This is a genomic window from Streptomyces sp. NPDC027189, assembly GCF_055566975.1.
In genome coordinates this window covers 182,481-207,865 of record NZ_JBVHRI010000012.1, presented here as the reverse complement: position 1 = coordinate 207,865, position 25,385 = coordinate 182,481, and the positions used below count along the sequence as shown (strand labels likewise).

26 protein-coding genes and 3 pseudogenes are annotated in these 25,385 nt (G+C 71.3%); 21 read left to right on the top strand and 8 right to left on the bottom strand.

Features of this window, described 5'->3' with window-relative positions; translation table 11 throughout:
* Positions 1–94 precede the first annotated feature (94 nt).
* Positions 95–568 (bottom strand): indole-3-glycerol phosphate synthase, encoded by a 474-nt coding sequence (locus ACZ4RZ_RS27615; RefSeq protein ID WP_467748509.1) that lies wholly within the window; start codon positions 566–568, stop codon positions 95–97.
* A 133-nt stretch (positions 569–701) separates the two neighbouring features.
* Positions 702–1,496: a pyrimidine reductase family protein gene (locus ACZ4RZ_RS27610; RefSeq protein ID WP_467748507.1), complete on the bottom strand. Its 795-nt coding sequence runs from the start codon at positions 1,494–1,496 to the stop codon at positions 702–704.
* Between the two features lie 37 nt (positions 1,497–1,533).
* Here ACZ4RZ_RS27610 and zapE point away from each other — a divergent pair, with 37 nt between their 5' ends.
* The 6 genes from zapE (at position 1,534) to ACZ4RZ_RS27580 (ending at position 7,815) form a co-directional block, all read left to right on the top strand.
* Entirely contained in the window at positions 1,534–2,631 is a 1,098-nt protein-coding gene (gene zapE, locus ACZ4RZ_RS27605; protein WP_467748505.1) for a cell division protein ZapE, read from the top strand.
* Positions 2,632–2,754: 123 nt separating this feature from the next.
* Positions 2,755–3,093, top strand: coding sequence for a hypothetical protein (locus tag ACZ4RZ_RS27600; RefSeq protein WP_467748503.1), 339 nt, complete (start codon positions 2,755–2,757; stop codon positions 3,091–3,093).
* A gap of 70 nt (positions 3,094–3,163) precedes the next feature.
* The gene (locus ACZ4RZ_RS27595) at positions 3,164–3,742 is read left to right on the top strand and encodes a carbonic anhydrase (protein WP_467748502.1); all 579 of its coding nucleotides are present in this window, start codon (positions 3,164–3,166) and stop codon (positions 3,740–3,742) included.
* Between the two features lie 8 nt (positions 3,743–3,750).
* Entirely contained in the window at positions 3,751–5,226 is a 1,476-nt protein-coding gene (locus ACZ4RZ_RS27590; RefSeq protein ID WP_467748501.1) for a SulP family inorganic anion transporter, read from the top strand.
* Positions 5,227–5,317: 91 nt separating this feature from the next.
* Positions 5,318–6,325 carry a slipin family protein gene (locus tag ACZ4RZ_RS27585; protein ID WP_467748499.1) on the top strand — a complete coding sequence of 336 codons (1,008 nt, stop codon included), beginning with the start codon at positions 5,318–5,320 and terminating at the stop codon, positions 6,323–6,325.
* Positions 6,326–6,414: 89 nt separating this feature from the next.
* A complete protein-coding gene (locus ACZ4RZ_RS27580) occupies positions 6,415–7,815 on the top strand; it encodes an alkaline phosphatase PhoX (RefSeq protein WP_467748498.1) in 1,401 nt (466 codons plus the stop codon).
* On the opposite strand, the gene ACZ4RZ_RS27575 is transcribed toward ACZ4RZ_RS27580, so the two are convergent.
* Positions 7,812–8,255 carry a spore germination protein GerW family protein gene (locus ACZ4RZ_RS27575; RefSeq protein WP_467748496.1) on the bottom strand — a complete coding sequence of 148 codons (444 nt, stop codon included), beginning with the start codon at positions 8,253–8,255 and terminating at the stop codon, positions 7,812–7,814. The two genes, ACZ4RZ_RS27580 and ACZ4RZ_RS27575, sit on opposite strands and share 4 nt — an antisense overlap.
* 222 nt (positions 8,256–8,477) lie before the next feature.
* Here ACZ4RZ_RS27575 and thrS point away from each other — a divergent pair.
* Positions 8,478–9,713 (top strand): annotated as a pseudogene (thrS, locus tag ACZ4RZ_RS27570) (threonine--tRNA ligase); the annotation flags it as partial.
* Between the two features lie 187 nt (positions 9,714–9,900).
* Positions 9,901–10,722, top strand: coding sequence for a PPK2 family polyphosphate kinase (locus tag ACZ4RZ_RS27565; protein ID WP_467748634.1), 822 nt, complete (start codon positions 9,901–9,903; stop codon positions 10,720–10,722).
* A 53-nt stretch (positions 10,723–10,775) separates the two neighbouring features.
* On the opposite strand, the gene ACZ4RZ_RS27560 is transcribed toward ACZ4RZ_RS27565, so the two are convergent.
* Entirely contained in the window at positions 10,776–11,207 is a 432-nt protein-coding gene (locus ACZ4RZ_RS27560) for an SRPBCC family protein (protein ID WP_467748495.1), read from the bottom strand.
* A gap of 269 nt (positions 11,208–11,476) precedes the next feature.
* Here ACZ4RZ_RS27560 and ACZ4RZ_RS27555 point away from each other — a divergent pair, with 269 nt between their 5' ends.
* Positions 11,477–13,606, top strand: a complete 2,130-nt coding sequence (locus tag ACZ4RZ_RS27555; protein ID WP_467748494.1) for a SpoIIE family protein phosphatase — start codon at positions 11,477–11,479, stop codon at positions 13,604–13,606.
* Positions 13,607–13,621: 15 nt separating this feature from the next.
* Here ACZ4RZ_RS27555 and ACZ4RZ_RS27550 read toward each other — a convergent pair whose 3' ends face one another.
* Complete coding sequence (locus ACZ4RZ_RS27550) at positions 13,622–14,023, bottom strand: hypothetical protein (protein WP_467748492.1); 402 nt, start codon at positions 14,021–14,023, stop codon at positions 13,622–13,624.
* Positions 14,024–14,067: 44 nt separating this feature from the next.
* Here ACZ4RZ_RS27550 and ACZ4RZ_RS27545 point away from each other — a divergent pair, with 44 nt between their 5' ends.
* From ACZ4RZ_RS27545 to ACZ4RZ_RS27535, 3 genes are all read left to right on the top strand, one after another.
* Positions 14,068–14,700, top strand: a complete 633-nt coding sequence (locus tag ACZ4RZ_RS27545) for a TetR/AcrR family transcriptional regulator (protein ID WP_467748491.1) — start codon at positions 14,068–14,070, stop codon at positions 14,698–14,700.
* Between the two features lie 82 nt (positions 14,701–14,782).
* A complete protein-coding gene (locus tag ACZ4RZ_RS27540; protein ID WP_467748489.1) occupies positions 14,783–15,640 on the top strand; it encodes a polysaccharide deacetylase family protein in 858 nt (285 codons plus the stop codon).
* Between the two features lie 31 nt (positions 15,641–15,671).
* Positions 15,672–15,851, top strand: a complete 180-nt coding sequence (locus tag ACZ4RZ_RS27535; protein ID WP_467748488.1) for a hypothetical protein — start codon at positions 15,672–15,674, stop codon at positions 15,849–15,851.
* Between the two features lie 37 nt (positions 15,852–15,888).
* Here ACZ4RZ_RS27535 and ACZ4RZ_RS27530 read toward each other — a convergent pair.
* Positions 15,889–16,364: pseudogene (locus ACZ4RZ_RS27530) on the bottom strand (ABC transporter); the annotation flags it as partial.
* Positions 16,355–17,130 (bottom strand): annotated as a pseudogene (locus ACZ4RZ_RS27525) (ABC transporter ATP-binding protein); the annotation flags it as partial. The pseudogenes ACZ4RZ_RS27530 and ACZ4RZ_RS27525, both read right to left, overlap by 10 nt.
* A gap of 72 nt (positions 17,131–17,202) precedes the next feature.
* Between ACZ4RZ_RS27525 and ACZ4RZ_RS27520 the strand changes: the two are divergent.
* Positions 17,203–17,922 carry a peptidyl-tRNA hydrolase gene (locus ACZ4RZ_RS27520; RefSeq protein WP_467748487.1) on the top strand — a complete coding sequence of 240 codons (720 nt, stop codon included), beginning with the start codon at positions 17,203–17,205 and terminating at the stop codon, positions 17,920–17,922.
* Positions 17,923–17,960: 38 nt separating this feature from the next.
* Here the strand turns inward: ACZ4RZ_RS27520 and ACZ4RZ_RS27515 are convergent, their stop codons facing one another.
* Positions 17,961–18,539, bottom strand: a complete 579-nt coding sequence (locus tag ACZ4RZ_RS27515) for a TetR/AcrR family transcriptional regulator (RefSeq protein WP_467748485.1) — start codon at positions 18,537–18,539, stop codon at positions 17,961–17,963.
* 87 nt (positions 18,540–18,626) lie between these two features.
* Here ACZ4RZ_RS27515 and ACZ4RZ_RS27510 point away from each other — a divergent pair, with 87 nt between their 5' ends.
* From ACZ4RZ_RS27510 to ACZ4RZ_RS27475, 8 genes are all read left to right on the top strand, one after another.
* Positions 18,627–18,998: a DUF4267 domain-containing protein gene (locus ACZ4RZ_RS27510; RefSeq protein WP_467748484.1), complete on the top strand. Its 372-nt coding sequence runs from the start codon at positions 18,627–18,629 to the stop codon at positions 18,996–18,998.
* A gap of 54 nt (positions 18,999–19,052) precedes the next feature.
* Positions 19,053–19,544 (top strand): cupin domain-containing protein, encoded by a 492-nt coding sequence (locus tag ACZ4RZ_RS27505; RefSeq protein WP_467748482.1) that lies wholly within the window; start codon positions 19,053–19,055, stop codon positions 19,542–19,544.
* Positions 19,545–19,650: 106 nt separating this feature from the next.
* Positions 19,651–20,295: a TetR/AcrR family transcriptional regulator gene (locus ACZ4RZ_RS27500; RefSeq protein ID WP_467748481.1), complete on the top strand. Its 645-nt coding sequence runs from the start codon at positions 19,651–19,653 to the stop codon at positions 20,293–20,295.
* A gap of 94 nt (positions 20,296–20,389) precedes the next feature.
* Positions 20,390–20,998 carry a TIGR03086 family metal-binding protein gene (locus ACZ4RZ_RS27495; RefSeq protein ID WP_467748479.1) on the top strand — a complete coding sequence of 203 codons (609 nt, stop codon included), beginning with the start codon at positions 20,390–20,392 and terminating at the stop codon, positions 20,996–20,998.
* Between the two features lie 85 nt (positions 20,999–21,083).
* On the top strand, positions 21,084–21,878 hold the full coding sequence (locus tag ACZ4RZ_RS27490; RefSeq protein ID WP_467748478.1) for a DUF4142 domain-containing protein: 795 nt from the start codon (positions 21,084–21,086) through the stop codon (positions 21,876–21,878).
* Positions 21,879–22,030: 152 nt separating this feature from the next.
* Positions 22,031–23,404: an MbnB/TglH/ChrH family RiPP precursor modification enzyme gene (locus ACZ4RZ_RS27485; RefSeq protein WP_467748476.1), complete on the top strand. Its 1,374-nt coding sequence runs from the start codon at positions 22,031–22,033 to the stop codon at positions 23,402–23,404.
* A 250-nt stretch (positions 23,405–23,654) separates the two neighbouring features.
* Entirely contained in the window at positions 23,655–24,422 is a 768-nt protein-coding gene (locus tag ACZ4RZ_RS27480; protein WP_467748475.1) for a DUF4142 domain-containing protein, read from the top strand.
* A 109-nt stretch (positions 24,423–24,531) separates the two neighbouring features.
* Positions 24,532–25,317, top strand: a complete 786-nt coding sequence (locus ACZ4RZ_RS27475) for a TIGR04222 domain-containing membrane protein (protein ID WP_467748473.1) — start codon at positions 24,532–24,534, stop codon at positions 25,315–25,317.
* Positions 25,318–25,385: the final 68 nt, after the last annotated feature.

Here is a 25,385-nt window from a genome sequence, read left to right as displayed (position 1 = left end):
CCCCGCCGCGCGGGCGCGACCAGCCACGAAGCACCCGCACCCCGAAAGACACCGCACCCCGACGGCGCCCCACCGCCCAGCCCAGCGGCAGCGTTCACGCCTTGCTGTGCGAGAACAGTTTCAGAACCGGCACGCCCACCTTGTGGCGGGCCCGGGAGGCCCAGTCGCGGTGGAAGAACTCTTCCACGTAGTGGGGGTCGGTCAGCACGATGACCTCGTCGGCGTCGATCTCGTCGACGAGGGCCTTCAGCGCGTCCAGCGGATGGTCCTCGATGAGCCGGCCCTCGGCCTCGCTGCCGGCCGAGCGCAGGGCCAGCAGGGACACCTCGAGGGCCTGCTGCCCCTGTCCGACCGCCTCCTCGCCCTCCGGTGTGTCGCGCTCGTGCGCCGCCTCGTCCAGCTCACCGAGCGCGACGTCGTCGATGGCCCGCAGCAACCGGTCCGCCTGGTCCCCACGAGGCTGCAGCAGCACGTGGAAGGCGACCGGCTCGTCACCGTGCAAGGTGGTGACGAACTCCACGTCGGCGGACGTCAGGGCCTTCTCGATCATCAATACGCTTGCGAACACGACAGGCGCCCTTCTCCTCCATGGGCCCGTCCCAGGCCCCTGCGGAAACCATCCTGCCCCGTGACCGCACGGGGTCTGCGCGATTTAGTGTGCCCAGCGGAAGATAACCGGAATGAGGCATTCCGCCGACTTGTCAAGACCGACGGTATCGGCTGTACAGGAACCCGGCCTCTTCCAGCAGGGACACGAGTTCGAATCTCGCCGGGACCGCCATCGAGGGCCCCCCGGCGATGCGCTGCGCGTCACCCGCGGCGAGCATCGGCGACACGGTCAGGCAGAGCTCGTCGAGCACTCCCCCCGCGACGAACTGGCCGAGCAGACGGGGCCCGCCCTCGGTCAGCAGCCGGTTCAGACCGAGTTCCCCGAGGGCCCTTACGGCGCGGGCGGGGTCCACACCCATCCCGTCCCCGGCGACCACCACCTGGGCGCCCGCCTTCTCGGCCGCCGCGACCCGGTCGGGAGCCGCCGCGGCACCCGTCAGCACCAGCGTGGGCACCAGGGGCGAGGTGAAGAGCGGCAGCGAGAAGTCCAGGTCGAGACTCGCGGTGACCACGGCGATGGCGGGCGCGGGGCCCTGTCCGGCCGCCTCCCGGAGCTCCGCGAAGGCCTCACGCGCGCGTGCCGGACGGTAGCCCTCCTGGCGCACCGTTTCCGCGCCGACGACCACGACGTCGGCGAGCCCCCTCAGCACCCCGAAGATCCGCATGTCGGTGGCGCTGGAGATGGGCTGCGAGCGCCCGTCGTGCTGGGCCGCGCCGTCGAGCGTGGAGACCATGTTGCCGCGCAGCCAGGGCTCCCGGCGGTCGGGATAGGCGTAGGCCTCCGCCAGTTCCCCGAGCCCCCACTCTCGGTCCGTCACATCCGCCTCAGGGGCCCCACCCGAGGCCTGGGCTGCTGTTTCGTAGGTCACAGGGAACAGGCGTCGCATGACGTGCAGTGTGGCACGGCCCTTAGAGTGGGGAACCGTGTCGTCCTCCACCACCGCCTCCGGGATCGACCCGATAGCCGAAGCGGCCCCGCTGTCCCTGTGCGCCCGCGAGCCGCACGTCCCCGCCGACCGACTGGTCGCCGAGATGGTGCCGCCGCCGCGCTTCGACTCGGTCCGCTTCGCCACGTACATCCCGGACCCGAACCAGCCGAGCCAGACCGAGGCCGTGCGTGTCCTCAGCAACTTCGCGGCCGGTCTCGGCGGGGCGCACGCGGTCGGCGGCGGCAAGCGCCGGCTGTTCGGCTTCGGCAAGGCCCCGAAGGCGCCCGCCGGCCCCCGTGGCGTCTACCTCGACGGCGGCTACGGCGTCGGCAAGACCCACCTGCTCGCCTCCCTCTGGCACGCGACCCCGGCGGAGCCCGCGCTCAAGGCGTTCGGCACCTTCGTGGAGCTGACGAACCTGGTCGGCGCGCTCGGCTTCCAGAAGACCGTGCAGACGCTCGCGGACCACCGTCTCCTCTGCATCGACGAGTTCGAACTCGACGACCCCGGCGACACCGTCCTCGTCTCCACCCTGCTCGGCAAGCTGGTCGACGCGGGCGTCGCGCTCGCCGCCACCTCGAACACGCTGCCGGGCAAGCTCGGTGAGGGCCGGTTCGCGGCCGCCGACTTCCTGCGGGAGATCCAGGGCCTGTCCGCGCGCTTCCGGCCGCTGCGCATCGACGGCGAGGACTACCGCCACCGCGGGCTGCCCGAGGCCCCGGCGCCGTTCTCCGATGAGCAGGTCACCAAGACGGCGTACGCCACCGCCGGCGCCTCGCTCGACGACTTCCCGCACCTGCTCGACCACCTGGCACGCGTCCACCCCAGCCGGTACGGCGCCCTGACGGACGGCGTCAGGGCCGTCTGTCTCACAGATGTCCAGCCGGTCCCGGACCAGTCGACGGCGCTGCGGCTCGTCGTGCTCGCCGACCGTCTGTACGACCGCGAGGTGCCGGTCCTCGCCTCCGGAATGCCCTTCGACAAGCTGTTCAGCGAGGAGATGCTGAACGGCGGCTACCGCAAGAAGTACTTCCGCGCGATATCCCGGCTCACGGCACTGGCCCGGGACGCCAAGGGGCTCGTGGAAGCGTAGTTTCCGGCCGCCGAGGTATCGGTTCCGGCCCTCTTCTGGGTGAAACGTTGAGTTAACCCTGCAAACAACTCGCCTTGTTAACCTATGTGTTGACATGAGGGAAGAGGTGCCGGGAGGGGGCGCATGTTACGAGGTACGACGGCCCGGACCCTGTTCGTGGTACTCGCCGCCGTCCTGATCAGTCTGCAGCTCTTCGCCCCCACCGAGGCGTTCGCGTCCGCGCACAGGGGCGAAGTCGTCTCCTGCGCCGAGGCCGAGCACCCGCACAAGGTGGCCCCGCCCCTGGGTGCCCGCCAGCGGATCCGCGACGAGGACCTCGTACCCGAGACGCCGGCGCGCGCCCTGCTCGCGAGCGACCTCGCGGGCACGTACCCGCCGGTCCCTCTCACCGCCTCGCACCCCCACACGTCGAGATCCTCGATCGACCACTCCCCCGCGGGACTTCAGGTCTTCCGCTGCTGAGCGGAGCGCGTCCCCCCACGCTCCGTTCTGTAAGCCGACGCGCCCTCATGGCGCGCCAGGAGGAACTGACATGCAGCCTCTCATCGACCATGCCCGCTCCTTCGGCCGGCGACCCGAGGAATTCGCCTCGCTCGCCCAAGGCCAGTCCCCACAAGTCCTGTTCATCACCTGCTCCGACTCCCGGGTCGTCCCGGCCCTGATCACCGGCGCCCGCCCGGGCGAGCTCTTCGAGCTGCGCACCGCGGGCAACATCGTCCCGCCGTACGCCTCCGGCCGGCCGACCTCCGAGGCGGCGACCGTCGAGTACGCGGTGGACGTACTCGGCGTGTCCGAGATCGTGGTCTGCGGCCACTCGCACTGCGGTGCCGTCGGAGCCCTGGTGCGCGGCGAGGACCTGACCGCCGTACCGGCCGTACGCGACTGGCTCGCACAGGCCGAACCCCCCTCCGACGCTCCCGACGACGACCCGGCCGTCGCCGACGCGGTGCGAAACCATGTCCTCGCGCAACTGCTCAGGCTCCGTGAATACCCCTGTGTGGAACGGGCCATAACGGACGGTCAACTACGTCTGCACGGCTGGTACTACGAGGTCCACACCGGCGCCGTACACGCGCACACGCCGGACACCGACTCCTTCGAGGCGCTGTGAGCCGCGCGATGAAATTCCCGGGCCTCACCAAGCGATTCCCCTCCCTGCGGGAGGACTTCGCCGCGTCGGTCGTCGTGTTCCTCGTCGCCCTGCCGCTGTGCGTGGGCGTCGCCGTCGCTTCCGGCGTACCGGCCGAACTCGGCCTGGTCACCGGCATCGTGGGCGGTCTCGTCACCGGGCTGATGCGCGGCAGCAGCCTTCAGGTGTCGGGGCCCGCCGCCGGGCTGACCGTGCTGGTCTTCGAGGCCGTTCGGGAGTACGGGCTCGCCGTCCTCGGAGTCGTCGTGCTCGCCACCGGCGTGCTCCAACTCCTCATGGGCGCCCTGAAGCTGGGGCGCTACTTCCGGGCGATCTCGGTGGCGGTCGTCGAGGGCATGCTGGCCGGGATCGGGCTCGTGCTGATCGCGGGCCAGCTCTACTCGATGGCGGGCCTGAAGGCACCGCCGTCCGGACTCGACAAGCTCGCCGGGCTGCCCGAGGCGATCGTCGACGCGGCCCGCAGCACCGAGGCGCTGGCCTCGGTCGGGCTCGGGGCCGGCACGATCGTCGTACTGGTCCTGTGGAAGCGGCTGCCGCGCCGGGTGCGTACGGTGCCGGGGGCGCTCGGCGCGGTCGCGCTGGCCACCCTCGTCTCGCCGGCGTTCGGCCTGCCCGTGGCCACGGTGGAGGTGCGGGGGCTGCTCGGCTCGATCCGGTTGCCCTCGCCCGACGCGTTCGGCGAGCTCGCGGGTGTCGGAGTCCTCGGCACCATCCTCGCGTTCACCCTGATCGCCTCCGCCGAGTCGCTGTTCAGCGCGGCTGCCGTGGACCGGCTGCACGACGGGCCGCGGACCCAGTACGACAAGGAGCTGATGGCTCAGGGCGCGGGCAACGCGGTCTGCGGGCTGCTCGGCGCGCTGCCGATGACCGCCGTGATCGTACGCAGCGCGGCGAACGTCCAGGCGGGCGCGCGGACGAAGGCGTCCCGGGTGCTGCACGGCCTGTGGCTGCTGCTGTTCGCGGCGCTGCTGCCCGCCGCGCTCGGCGTCATCCCGCTGCCCGCCCTCGCCGGCATCCTGGTGCACGCGGGCTGGAAGCTGATTCCGCTCCGGGAGATCGGGTCGCTGTGGCGTGAGCACCGTGGCGAGGCGCTGATTCTCGTCGTCACCGCCGTGTCGATCGTCGCCGTCAGCATGTTCGAGGGCGTCCTGATCGGGCTCGCGCTGGCCGTCGCCAAGACGGCGTGGGAGGCGTCGCACGTGCGCCTCGACGTCATAGACAAGGGCGCCGGGCCCGTCCAGGCGTATCTCTCGGGCAACGCGACCTTCCTGCGGCTGCCGAAGATCCTCGACAGCCTGGAGGCGCTGCCGCGGGACCGCCCCGTCGAGCTGGACCTCTCCGGTCTGCACCACCTGGACCACGCGTGCCGTTCCGCGCTGGAGAACTGGTCGGCGCGGCACAGTGCGACGGGGATCGAGCCGGTGAAGGTCACGCCGGCGGCCTGAGGCCCGGTCCGGGCCCGCCACACGGCGGGCCCGGACCTACGACGTAAAGTGGACGTATCAGTCATGGTGGGCGGCTCGGAAAGGGGTCGTCATGGTCGAGGAACTCATCGCGGCGGGTGTGGCGACCGGTGCGGCCGGTCTGGTCTACCTCTCCGCGGCGGCCCGGGTCGTCAAGCAGTACGAGCGCGGGGTGGTCTTCCGGCTGGGGCGTCTGATGGGTGTCCCGCGGCCTCCGGGGTTCACCTTGATCGTGCCCTTCATCGACCGGCTGCGTAAGGTCAACATGCAGATCGTGACGATGCCGGTGCCGGCCCAGGAGGGCATCACACGGGACAACGTGACGGTCCGGGTCGACGCGGTCGTCTACTTCAAGGTCGTGGACGCGGCGAACGCGGTCATCCAGGTCGAGGACTACCGTTTCGCGGTCTCGCAGATGGCGCAGACCTCACTGCGGTCGATCATCGGCAAGAGCGACCTCGACGACCTCCTGTCCAACCGCGAGAAGCTCAACCAGGGCCTGGAGCTGATGATCGACAGCCCGGCGATCGGCTGGGGTGTGCAGATCGACCGCGTGGAGATCAAGGACGTATCGCTGCCGGAGACGATGAAGCGGTCGATGGCCCGGCAGGCCGAGGCCGACCGCGAGCGGCGGGCCCGGATCATCAACGCGGACGCGGAGCTGCAGGCCTCCAAGAAGCTGGCGGAGGCCGCCGGGGTGATGTCGGAGCAGCCCGCGGCGCTCCAACTGCGGCTGCTGCAGACAGTGGTGGCCGTCGCGGCGGAGAAGAACTCCACGCTCGTACTGCCCTTCCCGGTGGAGCTGCTGCGGTTCCTGGAGCGGGCGCAGTCCGGTCAGGCGCCGTCCGCCGCCGAGCGGTCGGCGCCGCAGCGGTCCGATGAGCACGTCCAGCTCGACAAGCCCGATGAGCCCGCTCCGCTCAATGAGCCCGTCCCGCTCGATGAGCCCGCCCCGCTCCAGGAACCCGGCCTGCTCGATGAAGCCGTCCGGTTCCATGAACCCGGCCTGCTCGATGAGGCCGACCAGCTCCCCGAGCTCGGCGGGCTGGATGAGCTCGATGAGGCCAAGGGCGACGAGTGACACGTGTTACGCGCGTGGTTCCGGCGGCCCCGGTCGCGTGATACACACAGGCGGGTCACAGTCCTGTCCGCCAGCAGGAAGGTCGCCCCATGCCCGAAAACGGTCGCTCCGCGACACGGCGTCAGATGCTCGCCCGTACCGGCGTGTTGACCGGCTCGATCGCCTTCGCCGGAAACCTCTCCGAACTCTTCGCGGGCACCGCCGCCGCGGAGAATCTCGGCCACAGCGGCTACGGCCCCCTGGTCCCCGACCCGAACGGACTGCTCGACCTGCCGGCAGGCTTCCGCTATCGGGTCCTGTCCCGCGAGGGCGACCGACTCCGCTCCGGCGAGGGCTTGGTGCCCAGCAACCACGACGGTATGTCGGCCTTCGCCGGTCGGCACGGCCGCGTCCACCTGGTCCGCAACCATGAGAACCGCGTCACCGCGAAGTTCCCGGTCCCGACGGTCGAAGGCCTGACGTACGACCCGATGGGCAAGGGCGGTTGTACGTCGCTGACGCTGGACCGCCGCGGGAACGTCCTCGCGGAGCGCGTCGCCGTCGCCGGTACGGCCGTCAACTGCGCGGGTGGGCCGACTCCTTGGGGCACGTGGCTGACCTGCGAGGAGACCGAGGACACGGCGGGGACCAACGGCTATTCCAAGGACCACGGCTTCATCTTCGAGGTCGACCCGGTGGACCCGCACCGCACCGGAGCGGTACCGCTCACGGCCATGGGCCGCTTCCAGCACGAGGCGATCGCCGTCGACCCGAAGCGGGGCATCGTCTACGAGACCGAGGACGCGTTCCTCAAGCCCTTCGGACTCTTCTACCGCTTTCTGCCCAACAGGCCCGAGGGCGGGGTCGGTTCACTGCGCGCGGGAGGCCGGCTCCAGGCCATGCGCGTCCCCGGCGTACCGGACCTCTCCTCCGTCCAGGAGACGGGCACGAGCTTCGACGGCATCGAGTGGGTGGACGTACCGGACCCGCTCGCCGCCCACACCCCGGTCCGGCTCCAGGACTTCGGCCCGAAGGGCATCACGCACGCCCAGAAGCTGGAGGGCTGCTACTGGGGTGGCACATGCGTGTACTTCGTCTCCTCCTTCGCCCGCGGCGCGGACGGCTCGGCCGCCGACCACTACGGCCAGATCTGGCGCTACGACCCGTCGGCGCGCCGGCTCACCCTCGTGATCGTCTTCGGCCCCGACACCGACGTACATCTCCCCGGCGAGTCCCCCGACAACATCTGCCTCGCCCCCGGCGGCGGCCTCATGATCTGCGAGGACGGCAACGGGGCGCAGCACGTCTTCGGTGTGACGCGGCGCGGCGAGGTGTACCCGATGGCGCGCGGCGCCCAGAACCTTGGCACCCCCGAGGCCCCGGAGTGGGGCGAGTTCGCGGGCGTCACCTTCTCGCCGGACGGCGGGACGATGTACGTGAACTGCTATACGCCGGGGACGACGTTCGCGGTGGCAGGGCCCTGGCGAGGCCAGGCGCTGTCCGGGTCCTAGCCCTTCCTGCGCCGGGTCAGCGCCCGGGTCAGGACGGGACCCGCGGCGGTGGCGAGCAGCGCGGCCAGGGGGGCGACGACGTCGGCCCACGGGTCGCGGATCGGGTGGTAGGTGGCGGTGCCGTCGCGCAGTTCGATGAAGCCGAGCGGGCGGGCCTCGCAGCCGCCGCCTCCACCACCGCCCTCGGCGTTCTTCGCGCGGCCCAGCCCGCGCACGATGCCGCCGCCGAACCCGAAGCCGACCTTGGCCACGGGGATGACGGTGACGCCTTCGCGGGTGACGGCCTCCCCGAAGACGGCCGTCACCGAGGCCCGCCCGCCGAGCCGCTCGGCGATCCCCTCCAGCAGCCGGGCGACGGTCCCGCCCGCGGGCTCGACGGAGTCGGCGAGCGGGGCGGTGGAGTCATCCTGCGGAGGCGTCGTGTCCTGCGGTGCTGTCATCGCGGTACCTCCTGGCCCGGGGCGCGGCGCGTTGCCGATGACCGCAGATTAAAGCCCGTGCCTGCCTGGCGGTCCCCTGCTAGCGTCACCGGCATGAAGCGTGCCGCTGTGAACACGACGACGCCGGAGAGTGTCCCGGCGCGCTGACCGCTGACGTGAGTCCGAAGCCCCGGGGCGAGTGCCCCGGGGCTTCGCCGTGCGGGCACCCGTCCCTCCCCTCGTGAGGAGACCACCGTGCACGACCACCGCCGACTCGGCCGTGAACTGGACCTGTTCGACACCGACCCCCTGATGGGCGCGGGCCTGCCGTACTGGCTGCCCGACGGCGCGGCCGTGCGGCACGCCCTGGAGGAGTACGTCCGCGACGCCGAGCGACGGGCGGGCTATCGGCATGTGTACTCGCCGGTGCTGGGGAAACGGGAGCTGTACGAGATCTCCGGGCACTGGTCGCACTACAGCGAGGACATGTTCCCGGCGATGGAACTCGGCGGAGAGCAGGTGGTGTTGCGGCCGAGCCTGTGCCCCCACCACGCGCTCATCTACCGCTCCCGCTCGCACAGCTACCGCGAACTACCCCTCCGCATCGCGGAGTTGGGCGCGATGTACCGCTCCGAGCTGTCCGGCGTCCTCGGTGGACTCACCCGCGTACGCGCCATCCAGCTCAACGACGCGCACATCTTCTGCACCCCGGACCAGGTCGCCGAAGAGGCCCACGCGGCACTGGAGTTGATCGGACGGGCGTACACCGCGCTCGGCATCAGCCCGGCGCGCTACCGGCTCTCGCTGCCGGGCCCGGGCGGGAAGTACGTCGCCGACCCGCAGCTGTGGCGCAGGTCCGCCGCGCTGCTCCGCGACGTCCTCGACCGCTGCGGCGTGCCGTACGAGGCCGTCGAGGGCGAGGCGGCGTTCTACGGCCCCAAGATCGACGTCCAGATCGCCGACCCGGCAGGTCGCGAGTCCACCCTCTCCACCGTCCAGGTCGACTTCCACCAGCCCGAGCGCTTCGACCTGCACTACATCGGCTCCGACGGCGCGAAGCACCGGCCGGTCATGGTCCACCGCAGCGTCATCGGCAGCCTGGAGCGGGCCGTCGCCCATCTCATCGAGGTGCACGGCGGCGCGTTCCCGCCCTGGCTCGCGCCCACCCAGCTGGTGGCCCTGCCCGTCTCCGACGCCGAGACCGACCAGGCCGCGGCGCTGGTACGCCGCTGCCGCGACCAGGAGCTCCGGGCCGAGCTCGCCGCCCCGGACCAGGGCACCCTGGGCGCCCGGGTACGCGCCCACCGCCTCGTCCCGTACCAGGCGGTGATCGGCCCCAGGGAAGCCGCCGCCGACCGGATCGCGCTGCGCCTGCGCGACGGCCGCCGCCTCGACGCGCGGCCGGCCGCGGAGGTCCTGCGCCGTGTCGCACAGCTGATCGACGCCCGCAGCGCCGAGCTGCTCGACCGGGACGCCTGAACGCGAGTAGCGGGTCCCGGCAGCCCGTCGCACCATCGAGGGACACGTCCGGAAGGGGTATGCGGTGGCCAAGCAGGACGGCAAGAAGGACGGCAAGAAGGACGGCGGGAGGGCCGGCGGAAAGGGCGACGGGAAGGCCGACGGACAGAAGTCCGAGGGCAAGGCCCCGGCCCGGCTCGGTGAGCTCCTGCGCATCCCCGGTGGGAAGGACGTCGACCTCTCCTCCTACGACGCCGCGGCCACCCCCGCCGGTCCCGGCGACAAGGCCGCCGGTCTCGCCGCCACCGCCCAGATGGGCGAACACCTCGCCGGCCTGCAGGAACGCCTGTGGGCCGCGAGCACGGCGGGCGACCGGCGGCGTCTGCTCCTGGTTCTGCAGGGCATGGACACCAGCGGCAAGGGCGGCACGGTCAAGCACGTGATCGGGCTGTTCAACCCCTCCGGCTGCCGCATCCGGTCCTTCAAGGCGCCGACCCCCGAGGAGCGCAAGCACCCCTTCCTCTGGCGCATCAGGCGAGCGCTTCCCGAGCCCGGCGAGATCGGCATCTTCGACCGCTCGCACTACGAGGACGTCCTGATCGCCCGCGTCCGCGAACTGGCCCCGCGCAAGGAGATCGCCCACCGCTACGGCGAGATCAACCGCTTCGAGCAGTCCCTCGCCGACGACGGCCTCACCGTCGTGAAGTGCTTCCTGCACATCTCGTACGAGCAGCAGCTCCGCCGCCTCCTGGCACGCCTCGACAACCCCGACAAGCACTGGAAGTTCAGCGCCGGCGACATCGACGACCGCGCCCTGTGGCCCGCCTACCAGAAGGCGTACGAGATCGCCCTGGAGCGCTGCTCCACGCCCCGGGCGCCCTGGTACCTGATCCCCGCCGACCGCAAGTGGTACCGCAACTGGGCGATCAGCAAGCTCCTCCTCGAGCACCTCGAGGCGCTGGATCCGCGGTACCCGAAGGCCGACTTCGACGTGGAGCAGAGCCGCGAGCGCCTATTGAAGGCCCAGTGACCGGGCCCTCCGCTGCCGCGGAGGGCCCGGCCTGCCACGGAGGGTCCGGTCGCTCACCGCCCTTGTTCCACGTACTCCTTGAAATGCTCGAGATCGCTGCGGACGAGCCGTTCGACCGCGTTCGCCTGGGCGAATCCCTTCGGCCCGCCGAAGGTCTCCCTGATGGTGTCGGGGTCGTACTCGAGCCGGGCCTGGACCCGGGTGTGATCCCGGTCGATCGGCTGCAGCGAGAAGGATCCCGTCAGTTCCGCGGCGCCTGTGGTGCGCCACTCCATCGCGCGCTCTCCACTGCGGTCGGAGACCTGGGCCTCGAATTCCCGCGCCCGGCCGCCGGCCTCGACGTCCAGATGCGCTCGGCCACCCGCCTCCGTACGGGCGTCGCGCACTCCTTCCACGAAGCGCGGATAGTTCTCCACCTGGTGAAGGCTGTTCCAGGCCTTGTCGATCGGAACTCCGACGTCGACGTGTTCTTCGAGGATGCTCATGACACACCTCCACGTTCGGCTGATGCATGGGCTTCTGCTTCCAGTGTGCGCCCCCGCGCCGGCCGGTCGACCGAGGGGTGAGACGGGGCTGACCACCATGTGAGCTACTGGCGCGGTCGCCGACCACGTGCCGCGGGAGACAGGGGTGCGTTGTCCGGTGTTCCGGGGGGACCATGGAAGCCGAAGCACTTGCAGACACAGACAGGTCCCGCTCCAGCCAGGCCGACGGATGGCCCCCGTGGCACCGGTCGACGGAAGGAGTGCCTGCCATGAGCGAAGCCGAGCGGCCTCCCGCGGACCTCGGCCGGCGGGAGGCCCGTCGGCCGGAGACAGGGCCGTCGCAGCCGAGCGGGCTGATGGATCTCCTTGGTGTCGCGGCGGTGCTGCTGGACTCCGAGGGACGGGTGGTCCTGTGGAGTCCGCAGGCCGAGGAGCTTTACGGCTACACCGCGGAGGAGGCGCTCGGGCAGTACGCGGCATCTCTGCTCGTCCACGAAGAGCACTGGGACTGGGTGATCAAGAAGTTCATCGAGGTCATGGAGACCGGCCAGAGCTGGGGTGGCACGTTCCCCATCAAGTGCAAGGGCGGCGGCACGAGGCTGGTGGAGCTGCGCAACATGCGGCTGCTGGACGACGTGGGCGACTTCTACGCCCTCGGACTGGGCACCGACTCTCCCAGGCTGCGCGAGGTGGAGCGGGATGTCGCACTGTCCACCCGGTTGATCTCCCAGTCCCCGATTGGAATCGCGATTCTCGACACCGAACTGCGGTACGTGGCCGTCAATCCCGCTCTGGAGCGCATCCACGGCATTCCCGCGAAGGACCACCTCGGCCGCTACTACCGCGAGATCATGAAAGACACGAGGTTCGAGGTGCCCGAGGCCGCGATGCGGCAGGTCCTCCAGAGCGGGGTCCCCCTGGTCGACCAGTCCACCATCGTCGGCCGCAGCCCGGCCGACCCGGAACACAAACACGCCTGGTCGCTCTCGCTGTACCGGCTGGAGGACACCCAGGGCCGCGTTCTGGGGGTGGCCGACCTGGTGGTGGACGTCACCGAGCGATACGAGTCGGCCCTGGCGGCCACCGAGACCCGGCGGCGCCTCGCCGTGATCGCCGACGGCTCCGCCCGCATCGGCACCACCCTGGATGTCGAGCAGACAGCCCGGGAGCTGGCCGACGTCACCGTGCCCGCCCTCGCCGACCTGGTCGCCGTCGACCTGCTCGACTCCGTCCTCGACGAGCACCGCCCCGCCTCCCGCAGCGGCCCCGCGGTCTTCCGCGCCCTAGCGGTCAAGGCCGCCTACCCCACCGAAGCCTTCCGGGCCGCCGATCCGCCCGGCGGGATCGCCGCGTACGAGAGCGACCGCCTGGCCACCCAGTGCGTGCGCACCGGCCGGCCCATCCTGATCTCACAGGCCGACGGAAACGACCTGGCCCGCATCGCCCGCGACGACCACGCCGCCACCCTCCTGGCCCGCGCCGGAGTGCACTCCTACCTGGCCGTCCCCCTCTCCGCACGCGGCACCATCCTCGGCTTCCTGGGCCTCACCCGCGCTCGCGACCCGCGGCCCTTCGACGAGGACGACCTCGCCATCGCCACCGAGCTCGCCTCCCGCGCCGCGGTGTGCATCGACAACGCCCGGGCGCACCAGAGCGTGCGCAACGCCGCCGAGACCCTGCAGCGCAGCCTGCTCCCCGACCACCCGCCCCACCTCCCCGGCCTACAGGTCGCCTCCCGCTACCTGCCCGCACAGGCTTCCTACGAGGTCGGCGGCGACTGGTACGACGTGCTCCCGCTCGACGACGACAAGACGGCGCTCGTCGTGGGCGACGTCATGGGCAGCGGTATCGAGGCGGCCGCCGCCATGGGCCGCCTGCGCACGGCCACCGCCGCCTTCGCCGACCTGGACCTCGACCCCGCCCGAGTCCTCCAGCACCTCGACAAGATCACATCGAGGCTGGAGCGGTACATCGCCACCTGCGTCTATGCCGTCTACGATCCCCACCGCGCCGAGTGCCACATCGCCAACGCCGGCCATCTGCCGCCCGCCCTCGTGCGCAGCGGCCGGCGCCCCCGGCTGCTCGACCTGCCCACGGGCATCCCGCTCGGAGTCGGCGGTGTCCCCTTCGAAACCACGCGCCTCAGCCTCGCCCCTGGCGACCAGCTGGTCCTGTACACCGACGGACTGGTCGAAACCCGCCACCACCCCATCGATGAACGCCTCGATGCCCTCCTGCGCCTCCTCGACACCCCGGACTCGCCTCTGGAGGACACCTGCGACCGGCTCCTCCAAGACCTCCGGCACACCGACGTCCACGACGACGTCGCCCTGCTGATCGCCCGCGCACGCCCCTTCACGCCGGACCGTTCGGCCCCTCACAGCCAGGGGTTGCCCTAGGAATCGACTGGATACCTACGCGGCGTTCCGCGCGGCGAGAGCGAGCTTGCGGTGGGTGCGGACCATCATGGCGCGGGCCATGAAAGGGTGAACCCGTTTCACGACGCCCCAATAGAGCCTGGAGCGCCAGGCGTTCGTCTTCACCGAGCTGCAGAGGGTGACGTACTTCTCGTCGACGACGATCGAGGCCCAGGCATCGAGACCGGCCGTGCTCACGTTCATGAGCGCCTCACCGTCCCGCTGCGCCTCGATCGGGAAGGCGTCACGCAGAATGCCCGTCCAGGCCGCCGGATCGCGCGGCATCCCGGGCCGCAACTCCATGGCGTACGCGTCCTGATAGTCGGGCCGGTCCACGGCCGTTCTGATCAGCCGAGCGCCTTCGGGAAACCCCACCGCAATGGGCTTGTCCTTGACCATCACGTACCTCCATACGCTGGCGTATGGAAACCATACGGTAGCGTATGGTCATGGTGCAACGGCGGCAGACCAAGAAGGCCAGGCTCAGCGCCCACGACTGGGCGGATGCCGCGCTCGCCGCCCTGGGTGAAGGCGGCGGCCTCGCGGCCGTGGCGGTCGAGCCGCTCGCTGCCCGCCTCGGCGCCACGAAGGGCAGCTTCTACTGGCACTTCGACAATCGCGAGGCACTGATCGAGGCGGCGCTCGCCCGCTGGGTCGAGGCGAACACCGAGGAGATCATCGCGGCGGTGGAGACCGAGCCGGACCCGGAGCAGCGTCTGCGCAGACTGCTCACCGAGGTCACCAAGCCGGCCGGCGCCGATCCACTCGAGGTCTCGCTGCTCGCCAGCACGGACCACCCTCAAGTCGCCGCCGCGCTGCGGCAGGTCACCGAGCGCCGCATCGGCTACCTGACCGGGCTCTTCACCGAGCTCGGTTTCGCCGAGGACGAGGCACGGCGGCGCGGGCTGCTGGCGTACAGCTTCTATCTGGGGCACACCCAGCTCGGCCACGCCGTACCTTCCGCGCTGCCCTCGCGCGAGGACTTCCCCGCATATCTGGAGGCGACGATGGACGCGATCCTCCACCGCGCACAGCGGGTCGGTCGCGCCGGCTCGGAACCCGGGGCCGCGGTCTAGGCGGGTGACTTCGGGGGCCGTATCCGCGCGGCACGGACACAGGAGGACCGAATAGTCACATTTATGCCTATATGTTCATCCGGTGATCATTCCAGTACGACGATTCGCCGCGATCTGCGCCCTCGGCGCGCTGGGGGCCGCGCTCGCCGCCTGCGGTGCCTCCGGCACCCCGCACGCCGCCCGTCCAGGGCAACCCGCGTCCGCCGTCGCCGCGCCGTCGCGGCCCCCGACACTCGCCCCCGGTCCCGCCGGACTGACCCCCGTCTTCATGAACGGTCCGCGAACGCCCGACAAGACCGTCGCGCTGACCTTCGACGCGGACATGACCGCGGATCAGGGGACGCGGGCGGCGAGCGGGGAGCACTTCGACAATCCCCAATTGATCGCGACGCTGCGTGGGTTCAAGGTGCCGGCGACCGTGTTCATGACGGGCCGGTGGGCCGACGAGTATCCGGAGGAGGCCAAGGACATCGGGCAGGATCCGCTGTTCGAGATCGCCAACCACTCGTACAGCCACTACGCCTTCACGGACAACTGCTATGGACTGCCGACCATGCCCGAGGACCGGATGCGGGTGGATGTGGAGCGGGCGTACACCGCCTTCAAGAAGGCGGGCGTGCGGAACGCGATGCCGTACTTCCGTTTCCCCGGTGGGTGCTACGACCAGCAGGCCCTGCGGACGCTGAGCGCCGTCGGGGTGACCGCCGTGCAGTGGGACGTGGTGAGCGGTGACGCCTTCGCGACGGATGCGGATGCCGTGGCCCGGCAGGTCCTCGAGGGCGTGAAGCCCGGGTCCGTCGTCGTCATGCACTGCACGCAGAGCGCGGCGCCGGCGACCGAGGAGGCCCTGCGGACGATCGTTCCCGAACTGCGCAAGAAGGGATACCGGTTCGTGAAGGTGTCCGAGCTGATCGGGCAGGCGGCGCACCTCCACCACTGAGCGGCCGGACCGCCCGTCCTACCCTGGAGCCATGAGCGACTACTGCGCCACCGGAACCGAGGCGGATCCGGCCCCCACGGCGGGCGGACCCCCGTTCGCCGAGTGCGTGCTGTGCCGGAAGCCGACGGAGTACCCGGAGTCGTACAAGGGGAGCACGCTGTGCCCGGTCTGCGAGTGGCAGGAGGCACAACGCACCGCCTGCTCGGGCTGACCGGCCAGAAGCGCGGCGCAGCGCCCGCGCAGGCCGGCCTGCGCGAGCCGAGCGCGCAGGCGGCTGCGATCCGCGGCCGCCGTGAGCGGTACGGCGGCCGCCAGGGGCACCAGCGGCGCGGGGACCGTGCCCGCCTGCGAGCCGGTGATCAGGTCGGTGAGCGCGGTGTAGGCAAGGTGAGCCCGTCACCACCAGCGCAAGCAGTGCCGCAAGCAGCAACGCGGGAACCGCTCGGCCCGGCGAGCGCAGCAGCGGCCAGGTCGTGAGCGCGCCGACGGCCGTGCCGAGCAGTGCGGAGACGAGCGCGGCGAGGAGCCCGGCTCGGGCCGCCGCGAGCATCGGCACCCGCTTCTGGTGCTCCGTACTCGTCGGATCGCTGATCACCGTGCCGACCAGGGTCGCGGCCGCCCCGAGGAGCACGGCCGCTCCAGCGCGACGGTCAGTCAGGCCAGGTGGGCCTCGCCCGCGGCCGACCGCCGCTCCCGCACAACTGCGCACTGCGGGCGGCTCGTCCCCGGTACGGTCCGCTGCACGGACGTCGACAGCCCGGCCGCTTGCGCGGGCGGCTCCGCGTCCGGCGGACCCTCGGCCTCGACCACGACGTGCGGTCCGGTCACCACGGAAGTGACGCTGTCCGTACGGCGGTTGAGGGACCCTTCCATCACCGTGTATTTCGCGTCGGGCACCCTCGCCAGGCGCCTCGGGTCGTAGTCGACGAAGACCACCGGGGCGCCGGCGGCGGTGCGCTCGGCGCCGGCGCGTTCCAGTTCGGTGCGGGCGGCGGCGTCGGGGCCGGTCCAGGCCTCGTCGAGAACGAGGAGTTCGGGCTCGGCAAGGAGGGTCTGGGCGACGGCGGCCTTCTGGCTGCTGGACGGCTCCGACATGGGCGTACGGACGTACCGACGGCGCCGAGCCGCTCCAGCCACTCGTCGGCGGCGCGGGCGGTGGCGGTCCGAAGCAGGCCGTGGACGGCATCGAGGTGGGTGAGGTACCCGGACGCGGTGTAGGCGAGGGCGGCCGGGAAGCGCTCGGGGACGTACTCCCCCACTGCCTGAAGGGCGTGCAGGGACCCCCAGCGCGGGCGCCCGGTGATCCGGCCCTCGGTGGGCGCATCGATCCCCGCGAGAAGCCTCAACAGGGTTTGTTTTCCGGTGCCGTCGGCCCCCTCGACACGGATCAGTGTGCCGGCCGTCACATCCAGGTGCTCCCCGCGCAGCTCCCAGGGTCCGTGGATGCCGTAGCGACGGCGGACGCCCGCCAGCCGTAGCTCACGTTTCATGGCGCCCATCCTCGCTCGTCCTCGCGGCCGCTCGTGGAAGGACCGATCTTCCGCCCTGGCAGACTGGAGGACGTGACCAGTGATCCGTCCGTTCCCGGCAACAGCCCCTTCCGTTCCGAGCGCACCACGCGCGACGAGGCACCGCAGTTCGTGCTGCCCCTGGTCGTGCGCATCGAGAAGGCCGCTCCCCCGGCGCGTACCGACGCGCTGGAGACCGCGGCCCGCGCCGTGCTCACCGTCCTCGGCGACGAGCGTTCGCTCGGGGACGGCGAATGGGCGCAGGCGATGCGGGACTGGCAGGACGCACGGATCCGCAAGGTCGTCCGGCGGGCGCGCGGCGCGGAGTGGCGGCGGGCCGAGGCGCTGCCCGGCATCACGGTGACGGGGAAGTCCGCCGAGGTGCGCGTCTTCCCGCCGGTCCCGCTGGACGGCTGGCCCAAGGACCTGGCCAGGCTCCAGGTCTCCGGCACGGACCTCGACGACCCGGAGCCGCCGGTGGACGCCGACCCGACGGCGCCCGTGCTGTGGCTCAACCCCGAGCTCGACATGTCGGCCGGCAAGACGATGGCGCAGGCGGGCCACGGCGCCCAACTGGCGTGGTGGGAACTGTCCTACGAGGAGCGCGCGGCCTGGCGCGACGCGGGTTACGCGCTCGCCGTGCGCACCGCGGACCCGGCCCGCTGGCACGAACTGACCACCTCCGGACTCCCGTTGGTCCGCGACGCGGGCTTCACGGAGATCGCGCCGGGGTCGTGCACGGTGGTCGCGGACCATCCGGCGCTGCGCCGTTGACGCTCCACGCCTGACGCTCCACGGCTGACGCTCGGCCCCTACGAGGGCGGGGTGAAGTGGCCGATCAGGAGGGACAGCCGACGGTCGTGGCCCTCGCGGGGGAGGCGTCCGCTGCGCATCAGCGTGACCAGTCCGTGCAGACCGCTCCAGAAGGTCTCCGTGAGGATGCCCGGGTCGTCGCCCTCCGCGAGCGGCTCGATGGTCCGGTGCAGTTCACCGAAGGCGTCCCACAGGGCGGGCGGCGCCTCGGGGGTCGCGAACGGCAGGTCGACGGCGTGCGTGAACATCGCGTCGTACAGCGCGGGGCGCCGCTCACCGAACTCCGCGTAGGCCGCGGCGACCGCGGCGAGGGCCGCACCTGGATCGGACGCCGCCGCACGGGCCGCGCCCAGTTCCTGGGCCAGCTCGGCGAAGCCCTGCACGGCGACGGCGGCCATGATGGCGTCCTTGCCCTTGAAGTGGCTGTACAGCACGGGCTGGCTGTACTCGATCTCAGCGGCGAGCCGACGCGTGGTCACCGCGTCCCAGCCCTCGGTCTCGGCCAGTTCCCGCGCGGCCGTGACGATAAGCCGCTCGCGCTCCGCTCGTTCGCGCTCTCGGCGCGTCTGGATCGACATGACCGCAATTCTAGCACCGCTAGCATTCATGTCGACGCTATGCTAGCTTCGCTCTTGTCCCTAGCGCTGCTAGCAAGGAGATCCGACGTGCTCACTCCCACGGCCTACGGCCTTGCCATCGTGCTCGACCTCCTCGTCCTGTTCATCGGCGCGCGGTTCCTGCTGCAGCCACAGCCGGCCGCCACCGGGTACGGCGTTCCCGCCAAACCGCAGGGCGACGCCGCCTATCTGGAGATCAAGGGCCTGCGCGACGCCACCTTCGGCGTCATGGGCCTGGCCCTGCTCGCCTTCGCCGGCGCCACCGCCGAGGCCTGGTTCATGCTGATCGTGGCGCTGACACCGCTCGGCGACACGCTGATAGTGCTGCGCCACGGCGGCACGAAGGCGACCGCGTTCGGAATTCACTTCGCCACGGCCGTCGTTGTCCTCATCAGCGCAGCCCTGCTCTTCGCGGTCTGAAAGCCATCGCCTGAACCATCACCTGAACCATCACCTGCATCAGGGAGTCATGAGATGTCGTTGATCGTGCCGGACTTCGACAAGTCCGTGATCGTCCGCTCCGCGGAGGCCGAAGCGATCGGCCGGGCCCCCACCGCCATCCAGCTGCTGGCCGACAGCAGCTCGACCGGTGGCGCGCTGTCCACCCTGCGCGCCACCCTCTCCGACGGCGCCGACGGCGCCAAGCCGCACCACCACGCCGGCTCCGCCGAGTTGTTCTACATGCTCGACGGCACCGCCCAGCTCCTCTCCGGCGAAGAGATCGTGACGGCCGAGCGCGGCGACCTCGTCGTCGTACCGCCCGGCGTTCCGCACGCCTTCGCGGCCGCACCGGGGCACGACGCCGACATCCTCATCGTCATCACCCCCGGTGTCGAACGCTTCGAGTACTTCCGGCACTTGGAGCGCATCGCCTTCGGCAAGGTGCCGCCGGAGAGCTTGCTGGAGGTCCAGGAGCTGTACGACACGTACTTCCGGCAGAGTCCGGCATGGGACGGACGGCGCTGAATATCGGGGCACGCAGGGCACCACACGTCATGGCCGGCCGGGCACCGAACGGCGTGCCCCGCGCCGGTTAGGCTCTCCGCACACAGAAGGATCTGGGGAGGTCACGATGGCCGGCACCCGGCTGGACGGCAGGGTCGAACGCGGCAACCGCACACGGCAGTTGGTGCTGAGCCGCACCGTCGACATCGCCTCCGTCGAGGGACTGGAGGCGCTGTCCGTGGGACGCCTGGCCACCGAGCTCCGGCTCAGCAAGAGCGGGGTCTTCGCGCTCTTCGGCTCCAAGCAGGAGCTCCAACTGGCCACCGTGCGGGAGGCGGCGCGCATCTACGTCGAGCAGGTGATCCGGCCCGCGGCCGAGGCCCCGGCCGGGGTCGGCCGCGTCCGGCGACTGTGCGAACTCTGGCTGGACTACTCCCAGGGCAGGGTCTTCCCGGGCGGCTGCTTCTTCTACGAGGTCATCGCCGAGTTCGACGCCAGGCCGGGGCCCGTGCACGACGCGGTGGTCCGCGCCCAGCGGGAGTGGGCGGACCACGTGGAGCGCACCGTCGCCGAGGCCCGCGACCTCGGCGACCTCCACCCCGACACGGACGCCGCCCAACTCGCCTTCGAGCTCATCGCGTTGATGGAGGCGGCCAACGCCGTCTCCGTCCTGCGCGACGAGACGGTCGCCTACCGCAGAGCCCGCGTCGCGATCACCTCGCGGCTGCGGGCGGCGGCGACCGATCCGTCCCGGGTGCCCGAAGTCTCTTGAACAACAGGGAAGTTGAATGCCGCAGCGAACACGCCAAACAAGTAGCACGACCGTTCGCTTAGTTTTATGCTCGTCTCCTCACCGAGGAGGCCGGATGACAACGACTGGACCGGACATCGTCGAGCTCGACCGGATCGCCGTACACGAGTCGCTCAGGGTCGCGGGGCTGGCGCGGGAGACGGACTGGGAGCGGGAGACGCCCTGCGCCGGGTGGACACTGCGGCGACTGGTGGCGCACATGACCGCGCAGCACTACGGGTTCGCGGCGGCCGCGCGCGGGGCGGGGCGCGAGGAGGCGTACTGGCGGGAGCCGGCGGACATGAGCGATCCGGGGTGGACCTATCAGGGAGCGGCGACGACGGTGCTCGCCGCGTTCGCCGAACCGGGGGTCGGGGAGCGGGAGTTCGTGCTGCCCGAGCTCGGAGGCGGGTTTCCGGGGCGGATGGCCGTCGGGTTCCACTTCATCGACTACGTGGTGCACGCCTGGGACGTGGCCGCCACGCTGGGCGTCGGGCTCGACCTGCCCGGACATGTCCTCGAAGCGGGGCTGGCCGTCGCCCGCCGCGTACCGACGGATCCCGCGGGCCGCGGCGCCGGCTTCGCGTTCGCGCCGACCCTCGACGTGCCGGCCGGGGCGGAGCCCCTGGAAGAAGCGCTGCGACTCCTGGGACGCGACCCGGAGAAGTGGCCGCTGCCGAGCTGAACACCACAGCCTTCCCGTACGTACCTGCTGGCACTGGCCACGTACAGGTTCCCAACGACCAGTTGGTTTCACCCGGGAGGCACATTTGCGGCGTATCAACGGTACGGCCCTCGTCATCGCGGCACTCGTCGCCACCGTCGGCGCACTCGCGTTCCCGGTGTGGTCGTACGCCGACCGTTCGGGCACGGGCGCGGCGAATCTCGCGGCCGGAACGGTGAACACACGCTGGGGGCCGCTGACCGCCGCCGACCGTGACTTGATCGTACGAGTGCGGCTGGCCGGCCTCTGGGAGTTGCCGGCCGGCCAGCAGGCGATCGAGCGGGCCCCCACCAAGGCGATCAAGGAGGCCGGCGATCACCTGATCGTCGGCCACACCGACCTCGACAAGCGGGTGCGGATCGTAGCGGCCCAGCTCAACGTCGAGCTGCCGAACCAGCCGAACGACCAGCAGCAGGGCTGGCTGCAGGAGCTGACGGCGGCGTCGGGCAAGGAGTACGAGTACAAGTTCGCGAACCTGCTGCGGTCCGCGCACGGCAAGATCTTTCCGGCGATCGGCGCCGTCCGCAACACCACCCGCAACACGCTGGTGCGCCAGCTGGCCTCGGACGCCAACCTGACGGTGCTCGACCACATCACGATGCTGGAGAAGACCGGAGAGGTCGACTTCGACGCCATCGCCGCGGCCGCGGCCGCCACGTCGACCGCCAGCCCGACCGGGCCCCCGGCGCCGACCGTCGGCGCGTCGGCGGCCTCCGCGCCGCCCGTCCAGCCGGGGGGCGGTGTCAACGTCTCGTCGAACCCGTCGGCGCTGCCGCAGCCCGACGCCAACATCAACACCAGCCGACCGGAGCCCACGGACTCGGACAAGGTGCTCCAGTAGCCCGTGCGGAACCTCAAATGTTGCTCTGAAGGTCCGTTCGGATGGGTTCGGTCCCGGGTCCCGGGGCCATGACTCCGTCACGCCGGAACACAGGTCCGTCGTAAGGAGACGACACGCAGGGTCTGGTCGAGGTTCGTGACGGAGGAGGGGACATGAAGCAGCTGAGGCAGCTGGGGACGGGAATCGGTTGGCGGCCGGAGATCGCCGAGGCCGTGGAGCGCATGCCCGGTATCGACTGGGTCGAGGCCGTGGCCGAGAACCTGTGCCCCGGGCATCTCCCCGAGTCGCTGCTGCGGCTGCGCGAGCGCGGGGTCACGGTCGTGCCGCACGGGGTCTCGCTCGGCCTCGGCGGCGCGGACCGGCCCGACGAGTCCCGCCTCACCGCGCTCGCCGAGCGGGCCGAGGCGCTGGGCTCGCCGCTCGTCACGGAGCACATCGCCTTCGTACGGGCCGGCGGGCCGCTCACGGCCTCGCCGCTGCTGGAGGCCGGGCATCTGCTGCCGGTCCCCCGCACCCGGGACGCCCTCGACGTGCTGTGCGAGAACATCCGTATCGCGCAGGACGCGCTGCCCGTCCCGCTCGCGGTGGAGAACATCGCCGCGCTGATCTCCTGGCCCGGCGAGGAGATGACGGAGGGCCAGTTCCTCTACGACCTGGTCGACCGCACCGGCGTACGCCTCCTCATCGACGTCGCCAACCTCCACACCAACCACGTCAACCGCGGCGAGGACCCCGCCAAGGCCCTCGACGAACTCCCCGTCGAAGCCATCGCCTATGTCCACGTCGCCGGCGGCTTCGAACGCGACGGCGTCTGGCACGACAGCCACGCCCACCCCGTGCCCCAGCAGGTCCTGGACATTCTGGCGGACCTCGCCTCCCGCGTGAGCCCGCCGGGGGTCCTCCTCGAGCGGGACGAGAACTTTCCGGAGCCCGGGGAGCTCGAAAGGGAACTGGGGGCGATTCGGGGGACGCTGGAGAGGGCCACGAGTGCCGCTGCCGCGAATCCCTCGAACGTCTTGGGTGCCTCGGACGCCTCGGATGCCTTGGACGCCTTGGACGCCTTGGACGCAGCGAGTTCTCCTGCCGGCGAGGCCGGGACCCAGGCCGCCACCCCCGCCCGGCAGCGGCTCGCGCTGACGCAGGCCGCGCTGCTGTCCGCGCTCGTCGCGGGCACCCCCGTGCCCGAGGGGTTCGACCGGGTACGGCTCGGGGTGCAGGCGCGGGCGCTCGCCGCCAAGCGCGCTGACGTGGTCGCGAAGGTGGCCGCGGAGCTGCCCGAGATCCTGGCGGAGGGGTACCGGCCGGCGTTTCTCGCGTATGCGCAAGGGCAACCGATGACCGGGGGTTATCGGCGTGACGCCCTCGACTTCGCCGGGCATCTACTGCTCGCGGGCCGCCCCGAGGACGCGGAGACGCGGCGTCGGCTGCGCGACTGGTGGCTGGAGCGCTCGGGCCCGGCCCCGCTGTCGCAGCGGCCCACGGCCCGGCTGGCCCGCGCCACCCGCCGGGTGCTGCTGCGCCGCTGAGCAGACGCGCGGCCGCCCCGCACCGCCGCAGAGTGTGCCGGGGTTAACACGACTCCCTGTGCGGCGGATGTGCGTGCCCGGTTTCCAGGACTTTGAGGTGGTCTGGAGCACGCCTGAAGTACCGCATCCGTCGCGTTTCACCCAGCGGTCAATCCCTCCTTCCCGTACGGCAGTTGGCGTAGCGCCCGCAGTAATATGCCAACCCGCACCCGAAGGGCACTAGCGTGCGGTGCCGCAAGCAGGAGGCACCATGCGATCCATCAACCGCTCCGGATTGGTCAGTGGCACCGGGCTCATCATCACGGGCCTCACGGCGACCCTGGTCGCGCTGGTCTTTCCGATCTGGTCGTACGCGGACCGCTCCGGCACCGGCCTGGACACCCTGAACGCACAGACCGTGTCGACCCAATTCGGTCCGCTGTCGGCCCTGGACCGGGAGTTCATCACCAAGGTCCGGCTGGCCGGACTGTGGGAGCTGCCCGCGGGCCAGCAGGCCCAGGAGCGCGGCACCACCCAGGCCGTACGCACGGCCGGCGAGCACCTCATCGAGGGCCACACGTTCCTGGACGCCCGAGTCCGCAATGTCGCGTCGCGGCTCGGCCTGGAGCTGCCCAACCAGCCCAACCCGCAGCAGCGCCAGTGGCTGGCCACACTGAGCGCCGCGCACGGCACGGACTACGACCAGAAGTTCGCGAACATCCTGCGCAAGGCCCACGGCAAGGTCTTCTCCGTGGTCGCCCAGGTCCGCGCGAACACCCGCAACTCGCTCGTACGCGACCTCGCCGACGACGCGAACACCACCGTGCTCGATCACATCAAGGTCCTCGAAGCCACCGGATACGTCGACTTCGACGCCCTCGCCCAGGACGCGGCCACCGCGAGTCCGCCGCCGCTGACCAACTCCCCTGCCCCGCCCGGCCCGACACAGTCGCCGGGCTCGCCGGTCCCGGTGACCCCGTCGTCGGGCTACCCCATGCCGCCGGCCGCCTCGCGCGCCAAGCCCTCCTCAACTCCATAGCCCCGCAGGGCTCCACGGGCGAAAATTGGAACGTCACATACCGGCAACACTCCGTCCACATAGTGAATAACCCATGGCGCCCGCCCGACCCTTGGCATAGAAAAACGCCATGTTCTGGGTCCTTCTCCTGCTTCTGGCCTGGGCCGCGGCCGGCACCTCCTGCACCCGGCTGTGCCTGGCGGCCGTACGCGCGGCGGCAGTCGACGCGGAGGCGGCCCGCGGGCACGACCTCACGCTGTACGAGGCGGCGTTCCTGTCCGGCGGCCCGGCCCGGGTCGCCGATCTGACCCTCGTGTCGATGGCCCGCCAGCGCCGGCTGCTGCTCGCGCACACCGGCTGGGCGACCGTCGTGGACCCGCGCGGGCGCGACGACATGGAGCGCTCGGTCATAGGAGCCATCGGCCCGGAGGGCCAGTCCCGGATCGCTCCCGTACGCGCGACCGCGGCCGCCGCGGACTCGGTACGCCACCTCGCCGACCACCTGGTCGCGGTGGGCCTCGCCGTCCCCGACGGTGCCCGGACCAGCGTCGCGGGCGCAGTCCGCCAGGTCCAGGCCGCCGCGGCGGCCGTCCTCGCACTGGGGGCCGTGGCCCTGCTGCTGCCCGCCCAGACCACCGGGAACGAGGTCCCGGTCGCGGTCTGGTTCGCGCTTCCGCTGGTCCTCACGCTGAGCTGCCTCGCCATCGCCCGGATCGAGGTGCATCCCTACACCCGCTGGGCCTCCCCGGCCGGACAGCAGCTGCTCAGCACCCTCGCCCGGCGCGCCGACCACGCCGGCGACGACCGTACGTACCTCACTTCCGTCGCCGTACGTGGTGTCCGCGCGATCGGCGAGCCGGACCTGCGCGCGGCGTTCACGCACCGCGACCGCAGCCCCGAGCGACGGGGCTGGTGAAGGAGCTCACCAAGAGGCTGAGGGGCAGCTCACCAAGAGGCCGAGGGGCGCCCCAGAGTGCGCATCGG

Excerpts from the sequence above, each read along its gene's own strand:
- ACZ4RZ_RS27505 (WP_467748482.1), top strand. The coding sequence starts at position 19,053 with ATGTCGTTGATCGTGCCGGACTTCGACAAGTCCGTGATCGTCCGCTCC.
- ACZ4RZ_RS27590 (WP_467748501.1), top strand. The coding sequence starts at position 3,751 with ATGAAATTCCCGGGCCTCACCAAGCGATTCCCCTCCCTGCGGGAGGAC.
- ACZ4RZ_RS27600 (WP_467748503.1), top strand. The coding sequence starts at position 2,755 with ATGTTACGAGGTACGACGGCCCGGACCCTGTTCGTGGTACTCGCCGCC.
- ACZ4RZ_RS27535 (WP_467748488.1), top strand. The coding sequence starts at position 15,672 with ATGAGCGACTACTGCGCCACCGGAACCGAGGCGGATCCGGCCCCCACG.
- ACZ4RZ_RS27580 (WP_467748498.1), top strand. The coding sequence starts at position 6,415 with ATGCCCGAAAACGGTCGCTCCGCGACACGGCGTCAGATGCTCGCCCGT.
- ACZ4RZ_RS27485 (WP_467748476.1), top strand. The coding sequence starts at position 22,031 with ATGAAGCAGCTGAGGCAGCTGGGGACGGGAATCGGTTGGCGGCCGGAG.
- ACZ4RZ_RS27475 (WP_467748473.1), top strand. The coding sequence starts at position 24,532 with ATGTTCTGGGTCCTTCTCCTGCTTCTGGCCTGGGCCGCGGCCGGCACC.
- ACZ4RZ_RS27515 (WP_467748485.1), bottom strand. The coding sequence starts at position 18,539 with ATGTCGATCCAGACGCGCCGAGAGCGCGAACGAGCGGAGCGCGAGCGG.
- ACZ4RZ_RS27585 (WP_467748499.1), top strand. The coding sequence starts at position 5,318 with ATGGTCGAGGAACTCATCGCGGCGGGTGTGGCGACCGGTGCGGCCGGT.
- ACZ4RZ_RS27610 (WP_467748507.1), bottom strand. The coding sequence starts at position 1,496 with ATGCGACGCCTGTTCCCTGTGACCTACGAAACAGCAGCCCAGGCCTCG.
- ACZ4RZ_RS27595 (WP_467748502.1), top strand. The coding sequence starts at position 3,164 with ATGCAGCCTCTCATCGACCATGCCCGCTCCTTCGGCCGGCGACCCGAG.
- ACZ4RZ_RS27550 (WP_467748492.1), bottom strand. The coding sequence starts at position 14,023 with ATGGTCAAGGACAAGCCCATTGCGGTGGGGTTTCCCGAAGGCGCTCGG.
- ACZ4RZ_RS27480 (WP_467748475.1), top strand. The coding sequence starts at position 23,655 with ATGCGATCCATCAACCGCTCCGGATTGGTCAGTGGCACCGGGCTCATC.
- ACZ4RZ_RS27495 (WP_467748479.1), top strand. The coding sequence starts at position 20,390 with ATGACAACGACTGGACCGGACATCGTCGAGCTCGACCGGATCGCCGTA.
- ACZ4RZ_RS27575 (WP_467748496.1), bottom strand. The coding sequence starts at position 8,255 with ATGACAGCACCGCAGGACACGACGCCTCCGCAGGATGACTCCACCGCC.
- ACZ4RZ_RS27560 (WP_467748495.1), bottom strand. The coding sequence starts at position 11,207 with ATGAGCATCCTCGAAGAACACGTCGACGTCGGAGTTCCGATCGACAAG.
- ACZ4RZ_RS27555 (WP_467748494.1), top strand. The coding sequence starts at position 11,477 with ATGAGCGAAGCCGAGCGGCCTCCCGCGGACCTCGGCCGGCGGGAGGCC.
- ACZ4RZ_RS27500 (WP_467748481.1), top strand. The coding sequence starts at position 19,651 with ATGGCCGGCACCCGGCTGGACGGCAGGGTCGAACGCGGCAACCGCACA.
- ACZ4RZ_RS27545 (WP_467748491.1), top strand. The coding sequence starts at position 14,068 with ATGGTCATGGTGCAACGGCGGCAGACCAAGAAGGCCAGGCTCAGCGCC.